We start from the raw sequence: 14,874 nt of genomic DNA on the forward strand, positions 1-14,874 counted from the left end.
GGCGGCGGGGCCGGCCGAGGGGGGCTCGGGCCGGCCGTACCGGCCGAGGGGGGCTCGGGCCGACACTTGTACGGACGCGGAGAACAAGCACCTGGTTGTCGAACAGGTGCTTGTTTCCCGTCCCGGTTCAGGAGCCGCCGTCGCCCTGGCCCTGCGCCGCGAAGTCGCCCTTCACGGCGTACCGGGCGCTGCCCGCGGCGCCCGTGACGCGGTAGCCGTCGTCCTTCGCGTCCCGGCCGCCGCGCGCGTGGTCGTACTGCCCGGCGAAGACCCACTCGCCCGCGGGGACCGTGCGGCCGTCCTTGAGCACCCAGGTGTAGACCAGGAAGCCGTCCTGCTCCTCGACGGTCTGGGTGAAGTCGGCCTCCGGCAGGGACCGCCAGGCGCCCGCCGTCGACACGCCGCCCGTCTGCGCCACCGCCAACCGCACGGTCAGTTCGGTGAGCTGTTTCGACGTCTTCAGGGTGACGTTGCTCTGCGCCCAGAAGTCGTTGCTGTGCGGGTCGACCGAGCCGTCCGACCACAGCGGCCCGTCCTGGGTGCCCCGGGCGGTGGGTGCCTGGGCGGTGACCGAGGCCCGCGGGGCCGGGGTGGCGGACGGACCGGCCTGGTGGGAGGGGTGCGCGGTACGGCCGGAGCCGGCCGTCGGGGCCGACGGGTGGACCGGCGGCCGCACCGTCGCGTCCGGCGACGGCGTGGGCGTCGGCGAGACCGCGACCGTCTGCCGGGCCGGGGTGCCGTTGTGCACCGCGGAGGCCACCGCGTACCCGCCGACCGCGAGGACCCCGGCCACCGCGGCCGTGGCGCTCACCACCCGGAACCAGCCGGCCGCCGGCGGGCGCGTCGCCCGGCGGCCGGGGCGGTCCTCGGCGGCCATGCCCCGCTCGATCCGGGCCAGCATCCGGGCACGGTCGGGGGCGTGCGCCCCGGCCGCCTCGTGCAGCCGGGCGCGCAGCTCGTCGTGCACGTCCTGCTGACTCATCGGTTCCTACCTCCGGACTCGCCGCGCGCCATCGCCGCGTGCACCCTCTGCGGAACGCGCTCGGGGCCGAGCAGCCGCTGCAGTTCGGCCACTCCCTTCGACGTCTGGCTCTTCACCGTACCCACCGACACACCCAGGGCCAGCGCGGTGTCCTTCTCCGACAGGTCGAACGCGTGCCGCAGCACCACGCACGCCCGCTTGCGGAACGGCAGTCTGCGCAGCGCCTCCTGCACGTCCACCACGCCGGCCACGTCGGGGTTCTCGGTCTTCTCCTCGCGGTGCGACCAGAACAGGGAGACCCGGCGGCGCTCGCGCACCGCGCTGCGGATGCGGGTCCGGGCCAGGTTGGCGACGACACCCCGGGCGTAGGCCGCCGGGTGGTCCGCCGCGCGCACCCGGTCCCAGCGGTGCCACAGCGCGAGGAGCGCGTCCGCGGCCAGGTCGTCGGCGGCGTCCGCCTCACCGGTCAGGAGGTGGGCGAGACGGGAGAGTTCGGCGTAGTGCCGTTCGAAGAAGGCATGGAACTCCACGGAGGCGGCGTCGTCGACGACTGTGCCCACGGGCGACCTTCCTGTGTGTGTCATGCGAATGACATGTGATCGTCCGGGTGCGGCCGGGACGAGGTCCGGAAGCGTAGCAGCGCTCGACCGCCCGGTCTGTGCGGGGGGCCGAACGCCGGATGGCCTGCCGACGCCCGATTCCGTAACACGGAGAAAACCTGAGGGCGGTTCAACGGGGGAACAATCCAGCCAGCATCCGCAGACCGATCATGAGGCGACAAGGAGCAGCACCATGTCCGACACGCAGCAGGTGGCTGGCCGGCCAAGTGCCGTGCCACCCAAGGCGAACGGCGTCGACCGGTACTTCAGAATCTCCGAACGCGGATCGACGTTCGGCCGGGAGATACGCGGCGGCTTCGCCACCTTCTTCACGATGGCCTACATCCTTGTCCTGAATCCGATCATCCTGGGCAGCGCCAAGGACAAGTTCGGCCACACGCTCGACACCGGCCAACTGGTCACCGCCACCGCCCTGGTGGCCTGTGTGATGACGGTCATCATGGGTGTCGGCGGCAACCTCCCGCTCGCCATCGCCGCCGGCCTCGGCCTCAACGCCGTCGTCGCCTTCCAGCTCGCCCCGCTGATGAGCTGGGCCGACGCGATGGGGCTCGTCGTCCTCGAGGGCGTCCTGATCTGCGTCCTGGTGCTCACCGGGCTCCGCGAGGCGATCATGAACGCCATCCCGCAGCAGCTCAAGCAGGCCATCGGTGTCGGTATCGGCCTGTTCATCGCCTTCATCGGCTTCGTCGACGCCGGGTTCGTCAGCCGCATCCCCGACGCCGCGAACACCACGGTGCCCGTGCAGCTGGGCGCCGTCGGGCGGCTCACCGGCTGGCCGGTCCTGGTGTTCTGTCTCGGCGTCCTGCTCACCATCGCGCTGCTCGCCCGCAAGGTGAAGGGCGCCATCCTGATCAGCATCGTCAGCATGACGGTCGTCGCGGTCGTCATCGACGCCGTCGCCGACGTCAAGAGCTGGGGCCTGACCACCCCGAAGGTCCCCGACACGATCGTGGCCGCCCCCGACTTCGGACTCGTCGGTCACTTCAGCCTGTTCGGCGGCTTCGCCGAGGCCGGGGTGCTCACCGCCGTCCTGCTGGTCTTCACCCTGGTCCTGTCCGACTTCTTCGACGCCATGGGCACCATCGTCGGCATCAGCGCGGAGGCCGGACTCCTCGACGACAAGGGCCGGGTGCCCGGCATCGGCCGGGTCCTGTTCATCGACGGCGCCGCCGCCGTGGCCGGCGGCGTCGGCTCCGCCTCCTCCAACACCGCCTACATCGAGTCCGCGGCCGGCGTCGGCGAGGGCGCCCGCACCGGCTTCGCCAACCTGGTCACCGGCGGCCTCTTCGGCCTGGCGCTCTTCCTCACCCCGCTGCTCACCATCGTCCCGCTCCAGGCCGCCGCGCCCGCGCTGATCGCGGTCGGCTTCCTGATGATGACCCACGTCAAGCACATCGACTGGGACAGGTACGAGATCGCCATCCCCGCCTTCCTGACCATCGCCGCGATGCCGTTCACGTACTCCATCACCGACGGCATCGGCGCCGGCTTCCTCGCCTACGTCGTCATCAAGTCGGTGCTGGGCAAGGCGAAGGAGGTCAACTGGCTGCTGTGGGCGGTGTCGGCGCTGTTCCTGGTGTACTTCGCGATCGACCCGGTGGAGCAGATCCTGGGCGTGAAGTAGCGCGTCAGTTGCGCAACGCGGCCCGCATCATCGCCCTGGCCACCGGCGCGGCCAGTCCGTTGCCGCTCACCTCGGAGCGGGCCGCGTCCGACTGCTCCACCAGCACCGCGACGGCGACCTGCTTGCCGTCCGAGTCCGACGTGCCGAACGAGGTGAACCAGGCGTACGGCGTCTTGCTGTTGTTCTCGCCGTGCTGGGCGGTGCCGGTCTTGCCGCCCACGGTCACACCGGGGATCTTCGCGTTCGTACCCGTGCCGTCCTCGACGACCGTCCGCATCGCCGACCGAAGCTGCTCGGCGGTCGAGGAACTGACGATCTCCTTGCTCTCCGCGCCGTCGTCGTAGTCCTTCAGCACGTCGCCGCCGCCGTCGGTGATCTGCGCGACCATGTGCGGCGAGACCAGCTTGCCGCCGTTGGCTATCGCGGCCGACACCATGGCCATCTGCAGCGGGGTGGCGGTGACGTCGAACTGGCCGATGCCGGACAGCGCCGTCTGCGCCTTGTCCATGTCCGAGGGGTACACGCTGGCGTACGCCCGCACCGGCACGTCGAGCCGGTCGTCGTCGAAGCCGAACTTCTCGGCCATCGCCCTCACCTTGTCCTGGCCGAGGACGACGGCCATCCTCCCGAAGACGTTGTTGCAGGAGTACTGCAGGGCGACGCGGATCGAGGCGTTCTCGCAGGGCGCGGACTTGTTCTCGTTGGCGAGCGGCCGGGTGGTGCCCGGCAGGGTGTACGGGTCCGGGCTGACGGTGTGCTCGTCCACGTCCTTGTACAGCCCGTCCTCCAGCGCCGCGGCCGCCACGACCAGCTTGAACGTGGAGCCCGGCGGCAGCGGCCGGCGCAGCGCCCCGTTGGTCAGCGGCTTGTCCGGATCGGCGTTGAGCTTCTTCCAGGCCGGGCCCGCGGTGGTGGCGTCGGTCAGCGCGGACGGGGCGTACGAGGGCGTGGACACCATCGCGAGGATCCTGCCGGTCTTCGGGTCGATCGCGACGGCGGCGCCCTTGTTGCCGCCGAGCGTGTCGTAGGCCGCCTTCTGCACGTCCGGGTCGATCGTGGTGACCACGTCGCCCGGCTCGGCGCGCTGGCCGGTGACCGTGGCCATGACCGTCTTGAGCCGGCTGTCCGTGCCGTTGAGCAGGTCCTGGTAGATCCCCTCGAGCTGGGTCGGCGCATACGCCTGCGAGGCGTAGCCCGTCACCGCCGCGTACAGCCTGCCGTCGTGGTACGTGCGCTTGTACGCGAGGTCACCGTCCTTCGCGCGCGCCGAGCCGGTGATCGACTCGCCCGCCACGACGATGTTCCCGAGCGGGTCCGCGTACGTCTCGATGACGTTGCGCCGGTTGTCCTTGTCGTCCGCGAGCGCCGTGCCGTCGTAGAACTGCACCCACGTCGCCCTGAGCAGCAGTGTGAAGACGGACGCCCGCCTGATCGTCTTGTTCATCCCGGTCCTGAGGACGAGCGGGATGCGGCGGTCGTTCCCTTCCGCCGGGTTTCTCATCGGGCTTTCATGCGCCCGCCCGGCCGCCCTCACAGCCTCCGGGTGGCGAGGGTCAGCCGGTCCCGGGCGTCGAACAGGGCGTCCTTGATCATCTGCTCGTGGGCGGGGGTCAGCCGGGCCACCGGCACCGAGCAGCTGATCGCGTCGCGGGCCGGGGTGCGGTAGGGGACCGCCACGCCGAAGCAGCGCAGGCCCAGCGTGTTCTCCTCGCGGTCGACGGCGAAGCCCTGCTCGCGGACCTGGTGCAGCTCCTCGATGAGCTTCTCCCGGTCGGTGATCGTGTGCTCGGTCAGCGCGGGCAGCGTCTCCGGCAGCAGCTTGCGCACCTGCTCGTCGGTGTGGGTGGCCAGCAGCGCCTTGCCCAGCGAGGTCGAGTGCGCGGGCAGCCGGCGGCCGACCCGGGTGAAGGGACGCAGGTAGTGCTGCGACTGGCGGGTGGCCAGGTACACCACGTTCGTGCCGTCCAGACGGGCCAGGTGGATGGTCTCCGTGGTGTCGTCGGAGAGCCGGTCCAGCGTCGGCCGGGCCGCAGCGACCACCTCGTCGCCGTCGATGTACGACGTGCCGACCAGCAGCGCCCGCACCCCGATGCCGTACCGCGTGCCCGTCGCGTCCGTCTCCACCCAGCCCAGCTCCACCAGCGTGCGAAGCAGCATGTAGAGGCTGGACTTGGGATACCCGACGGCCTCCTGGACCGCCGCGAGGGAGTGCATACCGGGCCGGCCGGCGAAGTACTCGAGCAATTCCACGGTCCGCACCGCGGACTTGACCTGCGCCCCGCCGCCTGTCTCGCCTGCCGACATCGCCGTTGACCCCTTCGTTCGACGAGCCTGAAGATATAGTCTCCAACAGCATATTCATCATCAGAGACGGCGTTCAGCATATCGAACGCCATCGGCCGATGACGTACGCGATGCGGCACTACATGGAGGGACCCGCGGTGGCAGCAGCACCAGTCTGGAGCGTCGACCCGCGCAACGGGAAGCAGCGTGAACAGGTCGCGGTGGAGGCCACGGCCGAAGAGGTCGACGCCGCGGTCAGGGCGGCGCAGGCCGCGCGCGGCGCCCTCGCCGACCGCACGGTCCGCTCCGCCTTCCTGCGTTCCGCCGCCGACGGCCTGGAGGCGGCCAAGGAGGGGCTGGTCGAGACCGCCGACGCCGAGACCGCCCTCGGCCCGGTCCGGCTGACCGGCGAGCTCGCCCGCACCTGCTACCAGCTGCGGGCCTTCGCGGACATCGTCGACGAGGGCGCCTTCCTCGACGTCGTCATCAACCACCCCGACGACACCGCCACCCCGCCGGTCCCGGACCTGCGCCGCTACAAGGTGCCCCTGGGCGTCGTCGCCGTCTACTCGGCGTCCAACTTCCCGTTCGCCTTCTCGGTGGCCGGCGGTGACACCGCCAGCGCGCTCGCGGCCGGCTGCCCGGTCGTCGTCAAGGCCCACCCCGACCACCCGGGCCTGTCCGAACTGGTCGCCAAGGTGCTGCGCCGGGCCGCCGCCGGGCACGGCATCCCCGAGGGCGTGGTCGGCCTGGTCCACGGCTTCGAGGCCGGCATCGAGCTGATCAAGCACCCGCTGGTCGCCGCGGCCGGCTTCACCGGTTCCGTCCGGGGCGGGCGCGCCCTCTTCGACGCGGCGGCCGCCCGGCCGGTGCCGATCCCCTTCCACGGTGAGCTGGGCTCGCTCAACCCGGTCCTCGTCACCGAGGCCGCCGCCACCGAGCGGGCCGAGGCCATCGGTGCCGGACTCGCCGGGTCGATGACCCTCGGCGTCGGCCAGTTCTGCGTCAAGCCGGGCCTGGTCCTGGTGCCGTCCGGCGCGGCCGGCGACGGCCTGGTCAAGTCGCTCACCGACGCCGTCAGCGACACCGACGCCGGTGTCCTCCTCGACCACCGCATGCGGGACAACTTCCTCGCCGGGGTCGCCGAGCGCGTCGAACTCCCCGACGTGGAGTCCCCGGTGACCCCCGGCGCGGGCGGCGAGCACACGGTCAGCGCGGGCTTCCTGACGGTACCGGCGAGCAAGCTGGCCGAGGAGGGCGCGTACGACCTGCTCCTGGAGGAGTGCTTCGGGCCGGTCACGGTGGTCGTCCGGTACGACGACGAGGGGGAGGCGACGGCCGTCCTGTCCCGGCTGCCCGGCAACCTCACCGCGACGGTGCACCTGTCCGAGCAGGAGGCGGCCGGCGAGGGCCGGGGCCCGGAACTCCTGGCCGAGCTGACGCCGCTGGCGGGCCGCGTGCTGGTCAACGGCTGGCCCACGGGCGTCGCCGTCGCCCCCGCCCAGCACCACGGGGGCCCGTACCCGGCGACCACGTCGACCTCGACCTCGGTGGGCGGTACGGCCATCGAACGCTGGCTGCGGCCGGTCGCCTACCAGAACGCGCCCGAGGCGCTGCTGCCGAAGGAACTGCGGGACGACAACCCGCTGGGGCTGCCGCGGCGGTTCAACGGCGTTCTGGAGCGGTAGTACCGGGCATGGACGTGGAACTTCCCGAACTGCCCTTCTCCCTGCGCACCTACGGCCCCGAGGGCGGCTGGTCCTACGAGGACGGCGTGCTCACCGGGTGGGCCGGCCCCCGGCAGGACCGGTTCGTGCCGCCCACCGGGGAGGCGCTGGAGCCCGCCTCGGACGCGCCCCGGCTGCTGGGCGCCCCCGAGGGCGACTTCCAGCTGGTCGCGCGGGTCACCGTCGGGTTCGCCGGCGCCTTCGACGCGGGGGTGCTGTACGTCCACGTCGGTGAGCGGGCCTGGGCCAAGCTGTGCCTGGAGTACTCCCCGGACGTGCCCACCGTCTGCACGGTGGTCACCCGGGAACACTCCGACGACGCCAACTCCTTCACCGTGGACGGCAGTTCCGTCTGGCTGCGGATCAGCCGCACCGGCCGCGCCTTCGCCTTCCACGCTTCCCGGGACGGCGAGCGCTGGACCTTCGTCCGGCTCTTCACGCTGGGCGGGGAGAAGGAGACGGGCGCCGCGCTGGTCGGCTTCATGACCCAGTCGCCGATGGGGGAGGGCTGCGTGGTGACGTACGACCGCATCGCGTTCCGGGACACCTGGCCGGACGACCTGCGGGACGGGAGCTGAGCGGCCCGGAACCGCGGGTCGCCCGGGACGCGTCCTCCGCTGCGTGATCGAAGCGCATCGCCACACCGGCCCCCTGGTGATCAGGACCGCCCTGCCCGCGGAGGCCGAGGTCGTCGCCGGGCTGCATGTCCGGGCCCGGTCGACGTACTACCCGGACGGCCTGCCGGAGGACGGCTTCGACTGGGCGGCCCGGTGGGGCGAGGCCATCGGGCGGTCCGACGGGCAGGTGCTGTGCGCGGTGCGGGACGGCCGGCCGGTGGGCGTCGCCTCCTTCCGCACCCCTCCCGGCCCGCCCGCCAAAACGGTCGAGCTCCTCCAGTTCCACGTCGATCCCGGCCACTGGCGCACGGGCGTCGGCTCGGCCCTGCACACCGCCTGCGTCGAGCAGTGGCGGGCCGACGGCAGGCGGAGCGCGGTCCTCGAGGTGCGCGTGGACAACGCCCGCGCCCAGGCCTTCTACGCCCGCCGGGGCTGGGTGCCGGACCCGGAGAACCCGCCCGCCGAGGGGGGCCACCACCTGTACCTGCGGTACGCCGTCCGCTCCGGGGAATGAAAGCCGCTGCTTGAACGTTCACGCACCGGGCGGGGAGAGCCTCCGCACCGGTACGACCTGGAGAGCCGCGACCATGCGTGTCGAGATCTGGACGGACATCGCCTGTCCCTGGTGCTACGTGGGCAAGGCCCGCTTCGACAAGGCACTCGCGGACTTCCCGCACCGCGACCAGGTCGAGGTGGTGCACCGCTCCTTCGAGCTGGACCCGGGCCGCGCCAAGGACGACGTCCAGCCCGTGATCACCATGCTCACCCGGAAGTACGGCATGAGCGAAACGCAGGCCGAGGCCGGCGAGGACAACCTGGGCGCGCAGGCCGCCGCCGAGGGCCTGGACTACCGCACCCGGGGCCGCGACCACGGCAGCACCTTCGACATGCACCGCCTGCTGCACTTCGCCAAGGAACAGGGCAGGCAGGACGAGCTGCTCGAGATCCTGTACCGGGCGAACTTCGCCGAGGAACGCTCCGTCTTCACCGAGGGCGACGAGCGGCTGGTCGCGCTGGCCGTGGAGGCCGGACTGGACGCCGGCGCCGTCCGCGCGGTGCTCGCCGACCCGGACGCGTACGCCGACGAGGTCCGCGCCGACGAGCGCGAGGCGGCGCAGCTCGGCGCGAACGGCGTGCCCTTCTTCGTCCTCGACCGCACGTACGGCGTCTCCGGCGCGCAGCCCGCCGAGGTCTTCACCCGGGCGCTGACCCAGGCGTGGGGCGAACGCCCGCCGCTGCGGCTGATCGACTCGGGTGACGCCGAGGCGTGCGGTCCGGACGGGTGCGCGGTGCCGGTGCAGGGCTGAAGCCGCAGCTCAGGGCGTACGTATAAGCGGCGCTTAGCGGCACCACGCAAAAATCCGCAATGGACGGGGACTTCCCCCGGCCGCACAGTGGACCCATGGAGACCTCCGAGACCTTCGAGAGCCTCGTCCGCGCCGAGTTCGCCCCCAGGAGCACCTACCTCAACACCGCGAGCAACAGTCTGCTGCCCGCCCGCACCGTGGCCGCCCTGCACGAGGCGGCCATGATGCGGGCCGAGGGCCGGCCGCTGGGCCCGCTGCACGAGGACGTCGAGGCCTGCCGGGCCGGATACGCCCGGCTCGCCGGCGTCCCGGCCGACCGGGTGGCGGTGGGCGCCTCGGTCGCCGCGCACACCGGGGTGATCGCCGCCTCGCTGCCCGCCGGCGCCGAAGTCCTCACCGCCGAGGACGACTTCACCTCGGTGCTGAACCCGTTCCACGTCCGCGGCGACCTCAAGGTCCGCACGGTACCGCTGGAGCGGATCGCCGAGTCGGTCCGCCCGGACACCGCGCTCGTCGCGGTCAGCGCCGCCCAGTCCGCCGACGGGCGGATCGCCGACCTGGCCGCCCTGCGCGAGGCCGCCCGGGCACACGGTGCGCGGACCTACGTCGACTTCTCCCAGGCGGCCGGCTGGCTGCCGATGGACGCCGACGCCCACGACTTCTCCGCCTCCGTCTCCTTCAAGTGGTTGCTCGGCCCGCACGGCGCGGCCTTCCTCGTGGTCCCGGAGGACTTCGGCGGGCTGACGCCGGTGCTCGCGGGCTGGGTCGCGGGGGAGAGGCCGTGGGACAGCTGCTACGGCCCGGTGTCCGAACTCGCCCACTCGGCACGGCGGTTCGACCTCACCCACGCCCTGTTCACCTGCGCGGGACTGCGCCGCTCCCTCGATCTGATCGAGGAACTCGGCGTGGCCGCCGTCCACCGGCACGACCTGGCGCTCGCCGACCGGTTCCGGGCCGGGCTCGCGTCGCTCGGCCACGAGCCCGTGTCCGCCCCCGGCTCCGCGATCGTGTCGGTGCCCGGACTCGGCGGGCGGCAGCCGGAGCTGAGCCGGGCGGGCATCGAGGTCTCCGACCGCGCGGGCAACCTGCGCGCGTCCTTCCACCTGTTCAACACGCCCGCGGACGTGGACCGCCTGCTGGACGCGCTGTCCGGCTGACACGACCGGGCCGGGGCCTCCCGTCCCAGACGGAAGGCCCCGGCCCGGTTCGCCGAGGAGGCGGTCACCTCACGGGTGTGAAGTCCCGCGCCCCGATGCTGTGTCCTGCGGGGGGCGCCCCCGGACCCCCGGCAGGGTTGGTTCACCTCACGGGTGTGAAGTCCCGCGCCCCGATGAAGTCCGGTCGCCGTACCGGAGCCGCGAAGGGCTCGACCGCCGTGTTCTCCACGCTGTTGAACACGATGAAGACGTTGCTGCGCGGGAACGGCGTGATGTTGTCGCCGGAGCCGTGCATGCAGTTGCAGTCGAACCAGGTCGCGGATCCGGCCTTGCCGGTGAACAGCTTGATGCCGTACTCGCTCGCGAGCTTGGTCAGCGCCTCGTCGGACGGCGTGCCCGCGTCCTGCATCTGCAGCGACTTCTTGTAGTTGTCCTCGGGCGTCGCCCCGGCACAGCCCAGGAACGTCCTGTGCGAGCCCGGCATGATCATGAGCCCGCCGTTGGTGTCGTAGTTCTCGGTCAGCGCGATCGAGACGGACACCGTCCGCATGTTCGGCAGGCCGTCCTCGGCGTGCCAGGTCTCGAAGTCCGAGTGCCAGTAGAAGCCGCTGGCCCCGAAGCCGGGCTTGACGTTGATCCGGGACTGGTGGACGTAGACGTCCGAGCCGAGGATCTGCCGGGCGCGGCCGACGACCCGCTCGTCCCGCACGAGGTTCGCGAACAGCTCGCTGAGCTTGTGCACCTCGAAGACGGACCGGATCTCCTGGGACCGCGGCTCCACGATCGACCGCTCGTCGGCGCGGATCTCCGGGTGGTTGACCAGCCGGTCCAGCTCCCGCCGGTAGACGCCGACCTCCGCCTCGGTGATCAGCTGGTCGACGGCGAGGAAGCCGTCACGCTCGTACGTCTGGAGGTCGGCCGTCGGGATCGGGCCGGGGGTGTCGGGAGATCCCCAGATGACCGGGTCCTGGCGCGGGGTCGTCACCTCGGTGGCACCCCGGGTGGGGTAGAGGTCGGTGACACTGGGAGTGGTGGTAGTGGTCGTCGCGGTCACTGTCCGTCACACCTCCTCGGGCTCGGTGAGCAGCGGGTAGACGCCGTTCTCGTCGTGGTCCTCCCGTCCCGTCACGGGCGGGTTGAACACGCAGATGCAGCGGAAGTCCTCCTTGACACGCAGCGTGTGCCGCTCGTGGCCGTCGAGGAGGTACATGGTGCCGGGAGTGATCGTGTACGTCTTCCCGGTCTCGTGGTCCAAGAGTTCGGCCTCGCCCTCCACGCAGACGACGGCCTCGATGTGGTTGGCGTACCACATCGACGTCTCCGTGCCGGCGTACAGAATCGTTTCGTGCAGGGAGAAGCCGACCCTCTCCTTGGCCAGCACGATGCGCTTGCTCTCCCAGGTGCCGGATGCGGCCTTCACATGCCGGTCGGTGCCTTCGATGTCCTTGAACGAGCGGACGATCACGGTGGTGTACTTCCTCCTTGCTGGACCTGTGTCGGATGGTGGCTAGGCGGTCTCGCGGACGGCCCGGGCGAGGACGCGCAGGCCCTCGTCCAGCTCCTCCGGTGTGATGGTGAGGGCCGGCAGCAGCTTGACGACCTCGCTCTCCGGGCCGGAGGTCTCGATGAGCAGCCCCAGCTCGAAGGCGCGCCGCGCGACCCGGCCCGCGCGGTCCTTGTCGTGGAACTCCAGGCCCCAGACCAGGCCCCGGCCGCGGTACTCGCTGACGTCGGCGAGGTTCTCCTCGGTGATGGAGATCAGCGCCTGCTCGACCTGCTCGCCGCGGGCCCGGGTCTGCTTCTCCATGGCGGATCCGTCGGTCCAGTACGTCTCCAGGGCCGCGGTGGCCGTGACGAACGCCGGGTTGTTGCCGCGGAAGGTGCCGTTGTGCTCGCCCGGCTCCCAGATGTCCAGCTCGGGCTTGAACAGGCACAGTGACATCGGCAGCCCGTAGCCGCTGATGGACTTGGACACGGTGACGATGTCCGGCACGATCCCGGCCTCCTCGAAGGAGAAGAAGGCGCCGGTGCGGCCACAGCCCATCTGGATGTCGTCGACGATCAGCAGCATGTCCTGCCGCTCGCACAGTTCCTTGAGCGCGCGCAGCCACTCCGGGCGCGCGACGTTGATGCCGCCCTCGCCCTGGACCGTCTCCACGATCACCGCGGCGGGTTTGTTGAGCCCGGAGCCCTGGTCCTCCAGCAGCCGCTCGAACCACAGGAAGTCCTGGACCGTGCCGTCGAAGTAGTTGTCGAAGGGCATCGGGGTGCCGTGCACCAGCGGGACGCCCGCGCCGGCCCGTTTGAAGGCGTTGCCGGTGACGGCCAGCGACCCGAGGGACATACCGTGGAAGGCGTTGGTGAAGGACACGATGGCCTCCCGGCCCTTCACCTTCCGGGCCAGCTTCAGCGCGGACTCCACGGCGTTCGTACCGGTCGGGCCCGGGAACATGACCTTGTACGGCAGGTCGCGGGGACGCAGCACCAGGTTCTGGAAGGACTCCAGGAAGGCCCGCTTGGCGCTGGTCGACATGTCCAGGCCGTGCGTGACGCCGTCCCGTTCCAGGTAGTCGATCAACGCCCTTTTCAGTACGGGGTTGTTGTGGCCGTAGTTCAGTGAGCCCGCGCCGGCGAAGAAGTCCAGGTACTGATGGCCGTCCTCGTCGAACATGCGGCTGCCCTGCGCACGGTCGAAGACGGTGGGCCAGCCGCGGCAGTAGCTGCGCACCTCGGACTCCACGGTCTGGAAGACGCTGAGGTCGGGCTGGGTGATGGTCACGGCGAATCGCTCCTCGTTGCGTGGGGGTGGCTTCGGCTTGGGGAGTTCAGCGTGGGCGTTCAGAAGGCGAGGGGGCCGATGCGGTAGAGGACCTCCGGCTCGTGCGGCCCGTCGGGGAACAGTTCCGTGCCGAAGAGCACCTCGCGGGAGAGCGTGGCTCCGTGGCGGTCGGCGTAGGAGGTGAACAGGCGCTCCGAGGCGGTGTTGCCCGGGGTGATCGTGGTCTCGACGCGGGTGATCCCGCGCTCCGCGCCGAGGCGCGCGGTCAGCCCGTCGAGCAGCGCGGCCGCGATCCCGCGACCCCGGTGGGCCGCGTCGACCGCCACCTGCCAGACGAGCAGGGTGTGCGGCTGCTCCGGCCGTATGTACCCGGTGAGGAATCCGACCGGCGTCCCGTCGGTGTCGCGGGCCACCGCGGAGGTGGCGGCGAAGTCACGGCACCACAGCAGGTAGCTGTAGGAGGAGTTCAGGTCGAGGGTTTCGGAATCCTTGGCGATACGCCAGAGCGCGGCTCCGTCCGTCACCGCCGGGCGGTCGATGAGCAGGTCTGCTTGTGCGGCAGTCATGCGGATTGAATTTACCGATGGAAATTCAAAAATGCATGGCCGGACGGGGTTACTTCAAAGGGGGTCCTGTGTTATCACGCGAGCGCGGGCAGGTGCGTGAAGGCGGGAGTTTATGTCCCGGTTTGCCCACCCCAAAGGGCGCAAAAGGGAAGGGTTGTGTCATGCGTCACAACGGTGTGACCCGCCCGGAAAACTGCTGCGTTTACGTCCCGGAAATGCGGGCAGAAGCACAGGGGAAAACTACCCTGGAATAAGAATTAGCACATCACCGTGAATTCACCATCCGGTCACACCGTCAATACGCTCGCGCAGAATGTCCGCGTGACCGTTGTGCCGGGCGTATTCCTCGACCATGTGCATGAGCACCCAGCGCAGACTGACCTCGGCCCCCGCCAGCGGCCCGCCGCCGATCCGCCCCGTGTCGTCCAGCGACCGGCCGGCGCACAGCTCCTGCCCGCGGGTGATCTCGCGCCGCCACGCGGCGAGGCTCTCCTCCAGGCCCCGGCCGGGATCGAGGGCGTACCCGGTCTCCTCCTCGAACACCGGCGGCACGTCGAGCCCGGCGAGGACCCGCTGGAACCAGATCCGCTCCACCTCCGCCAGGTGCTGCACCAGCCCCAGCAGGGTGAGCGACGACGGTTCGGCCGAGGCCAGCCGCACCTGCGTGTCGTCCAGTCCCGCGCACTTCAGCTCCAGCGTGGCCCGGTGGAAGGCCAGCCAGCTCTCGAGCATGGGCCGCTCGTCCCCGGTCATGAGGGGGACGGAGCGGCCGTCGGGAAGGGGCGTCCGGGGCGTGTCGGTCGTCATACGGGGAGGATGGCACGAGGTCCGGAGGCCGGCGCTCGTTTCCGGCCGCGCCCGGGCTCAGCGCCGCCAGGCGTCCTCCAGTGCCCGCCGGGCCTCCTCGGGACGCACGCGCACCCCCAGCTCGGCCAGTGCGGCGCCCACCGCGGCCAGGCAGGCCCGCACGGTGTCCACCGTCGCGTCCGGCCCGTAGTGGTTGACGCGGATCATCTCCCGGGCCAGCGCGCCGCCGCCCGCGGCCAGCGGAAGCGCCGGGTCGCCCGCCAGCGCCCGGGCCACCAGCTCCGAGGCCACCACGCCCGGCGGCACCCGCAGTGTCGTCGCGACCGGGGGGCCTCCGAGGACGCCCCCGAGCACACCCTGGCCGCGTACCGCAAGGCGATCGAGGACGGCGCGGACGCCCTCGAG

15 protein-coding genes and 2 pseudogenes are annotated in these 14,874 nt (G+C 71.4%); 7 read left to right on the forward strand and 10 right to left on the reverse strand.

Going from position 1 to position 14,874, the window contains the following annotated elements; genetic code table 11:
- Positions 1 to 127: 127 nt before the first annotated feature.
- Positions 128 to 982, reverse strand: coding sequence for a hypothetical protein (locus ABZX30_RS35800; protein ID WP_355941924.1), 855 nt, complete (start codon positions 980 to 982; stop codon positions 128 to 130).
- A complete protein-coding gene (locus tag ABZX30_RS35805; RefSeq protein ID WP_355941927.1) occupies positions 979 to 1,542 on the reverse strand; it encodes a SigE family RNA polymerase sigma factor in 564 nt (187 codons plus the stop codon). The genes ABZX30_RS35800 and ABZX30_RS35805 overlap by 4 nt, the downstream gene beginning before the upstream one ends.
- 232 nt (positions 1,543 to 1,774) lie before the next feature.
- Between ABZX30_RS35805 and ABZX30_RS35810 the strand changes: the two genes are divergently transcribed.
- Positions 1,775 to 3,226: an NCS2 family permease gene (locus ABZX30_RS35810; protein WP_355941930.1), complete on the forward strand. Its 1,452-nt coding sequence runs from the start codon at positions 1,775 to 1,777 to the stop codon at positions 3,224 to 3,226.
- A 4-nt stretch (positions 3,227 to 3,230) separates the two neighbouring features.
- Here ABZX30_RS35810 and ABZX30_RS35815 read toward each other — a convergent pair whose 3' ends face one another.
- Together ABZX30_RS35815 and ABZX30_RS35820 are read right to left on the reverse strand one after the other, a co-directional pair.
- Positions 3,231 to 4,670: a penicillin-binding transpeptidase domain-containing protein gene (locus ABZX30_RS35815; protein ID WP_355941966.1), complete on the reverse strand. Its 1,440-nt coding sequence runs from the start codon at positions 4,668 to 4,670 to the stop codon at positions 3,231 to 3,233.
- Between the two features lie 86 nt (positions 4,671 to 4,756).
- The gene (locus ABZX30_RS35820; protein WP_355941933.1) at positions 4,757 to 5,530 is read right to left on the reverse strand and encodes an IclR family transcriptional regulator; all 774 of its coding nucleotides are present in this window, start codon (positions 5,528 to 5,530) and stop codon (positions 4,757 to 4,759) included.
- A 137-nt stretch (positions 5,531 to 5,667) separates the two neighbouring features.
- Between ABZX30_RS35820 and ABZX30_RS35825 the strand changes: the two genes are divergently transcribed.
- From ABZX30_RS35825 to ABZX30_RS35845, 5 genes are all read left to right on the forward strand, one after another.
- The gene (locus ABZX30_RS35825; protein WP_355941936.1) at positions 5,668 to 7,197 is read left to right on the forward strand and encodes an aldehyde dehydrogenase (NADP(+)); all 1,530 of its coding nucleotides are present in this window, start codon (positions 5,668 to 5,670) and stop codon (positions 7,195 to 7,197) included.
- A gap of 8 nt (positions 7,198 to 7,205) precedes the next feature.
- Positions 7,206 to 7,814, forward strand: coding sequence for a DUF1349 domain-containing protein (locus ABZX30_RS35830; RefSeq protein WP_355941939.1), 609 nt, complete (start codon positions 7,206 to 7,208; stop codon positions 7,812 to 7,814).
- A gap of 43 nt (positions 7,815 to 7,857) precedes the next feature.
- The gene (locus ABZX30_RS35835) at positions 7,858 to 8,367 is read left to right on the forward strand and encodes a GNAT family N-acetyltransferase (RefSeq protein ID WP_355941942.1); all 510 of its coding nucleotides are present in this window, start codon (positions 7,858 to 7,860) and stop codon (positions 8,365 to 8,367) included.
- A gap of 73 nt (positions 8,368 to 8,440) precedes the next feature.
- Positions 8,441 to 9,160 carry a DsbA family oxidoreductase gene (locus tag ABZX30_RS35840; protein ID WP_355941945.1) on the forward strand — a complete coding sequence of 240 codons (720 nt, stop codon included), beginning with the start codon at positions 8,441 to 8,443 and terminating at the stop codon, positions 9,158 to 9,160.
- Positions 9,161 to 9,255: 95 nt separating this feature from the next.
- A complete protein-coding gene (locus tag ABZX30_RS35845) occupies positions 9,256 to 10,317 on the forward strand; it encodes an aminotransferase class V-fold PLP-dependent enzyme (RefSeq protein WP_355941948.1) in 1,062 nt (353 codons plus the stop codon).
- A 142-nt stretch (positions 10,318 to 10,459) separates the two neighbouring features.
- Here the strand turns inward: ABZX30_RS35845 and thpD are convergent, their stop codons facing one another.
- The 6 genes and pseudogenes from thpD to ABZX30_RS35875 form a co-directional block, all read right to left on the reverse strand.
- Positions 10,460 to 11,371 (reverse strand): ectoine hydroxylase, encoded by a 912-nt coding sequence (thpD, locus tag ABZX30_RS35850; protein ID WP_355941951.1) that lies wholly within the window; start codon positions 11,369 to 11,371, stop codon positions 10,460 to 10,462.
- Positions 11,372 to 11,377: 6 nt separating this feature from the next.
- The gene (locus ABZX30_RS35855) at positions 11,378 to 11,782 is read right to left on the reverse strand and encodes an ectoine synthase (protein WP_355941954.1); all 405 of its coding nucleotides are present in this window, start codon (positions 11,780 to 11,782) and stop codon (positions 11,378 to 11,380) included.
- Between the two features lie 42 nt (positions 11,783 to 11,824).
- The gene (ectB, locus tag ABZX30_RS35860) at positions 11,825 to 13,096 is read right to left on the reverse strand and encodes a diaminobutyrate--2-oxoglutarate transaminase (RefSeq protein WP_355941957.1); all 1,272 of its coding nucleotides are present in this window, start codon (positions 13,094 to 13,096) and stop codon (positions 11,825 to 11,827) included.
- 59 nt (positions 13,097 to 13,155) lie between these two features.
- Positions 13,156 to 13,662: a diaminobutyrate acetyltransferase gene (gene ectA / locus ABZX30_RS35865; protein WP_355941960.1), complete on the reverse strand. Its 507-nt coding sequence runs from the start codon at positions 13,660 to 13,662 to the stop codon at positions 13,156 to 13,158.
- Between the two features lie 276 nt (positions 13,663 to 13,938).
- Positions 13,939 to 14,469: a DinB family protein gene (locus ABZX30_RS35870; RefSeq protein ID WP_355941963.1), complete on the reverse strand. Its 531-nt coding sequence runs from the start codon at positions 14,467 to 14,469 to the stop codon at positions 13,939 to 13,941.
- 57 nt (positions 14,470 to 14,526) lie between these two features.
- Positions 14,527 to 14,796: pseudogene (locus tag ABZX30_RS35875) on the reverse strand (alanine--glyoxylate aminotransferase family protein); the annotation flags it as partial.
- Here ABZX30_RS35875 and ABZX30_RS35880 point away from each other — a divergent pair.
- Positions 14,761 to 14,874, forward strand: a pseudogene (locus ABZX30_RS35880) (glycerophosphodiester phosphodiesterase family protein); the annotation flags it as partial. The pseudogenes ABZX30_RS35875 and ABZX30_RS35880 overlap by 36 nt on opposite strands.

It is taken from the genome of Streptomyces sp. NPDC004542 (assembly GCF_040610035.1).
Taxonomy (GTDB): domain Bacteria; phylum Actinomycetota; class Actinomycetes; order Streptomycetales; family Streptomycetaceae; genus Streptomyces.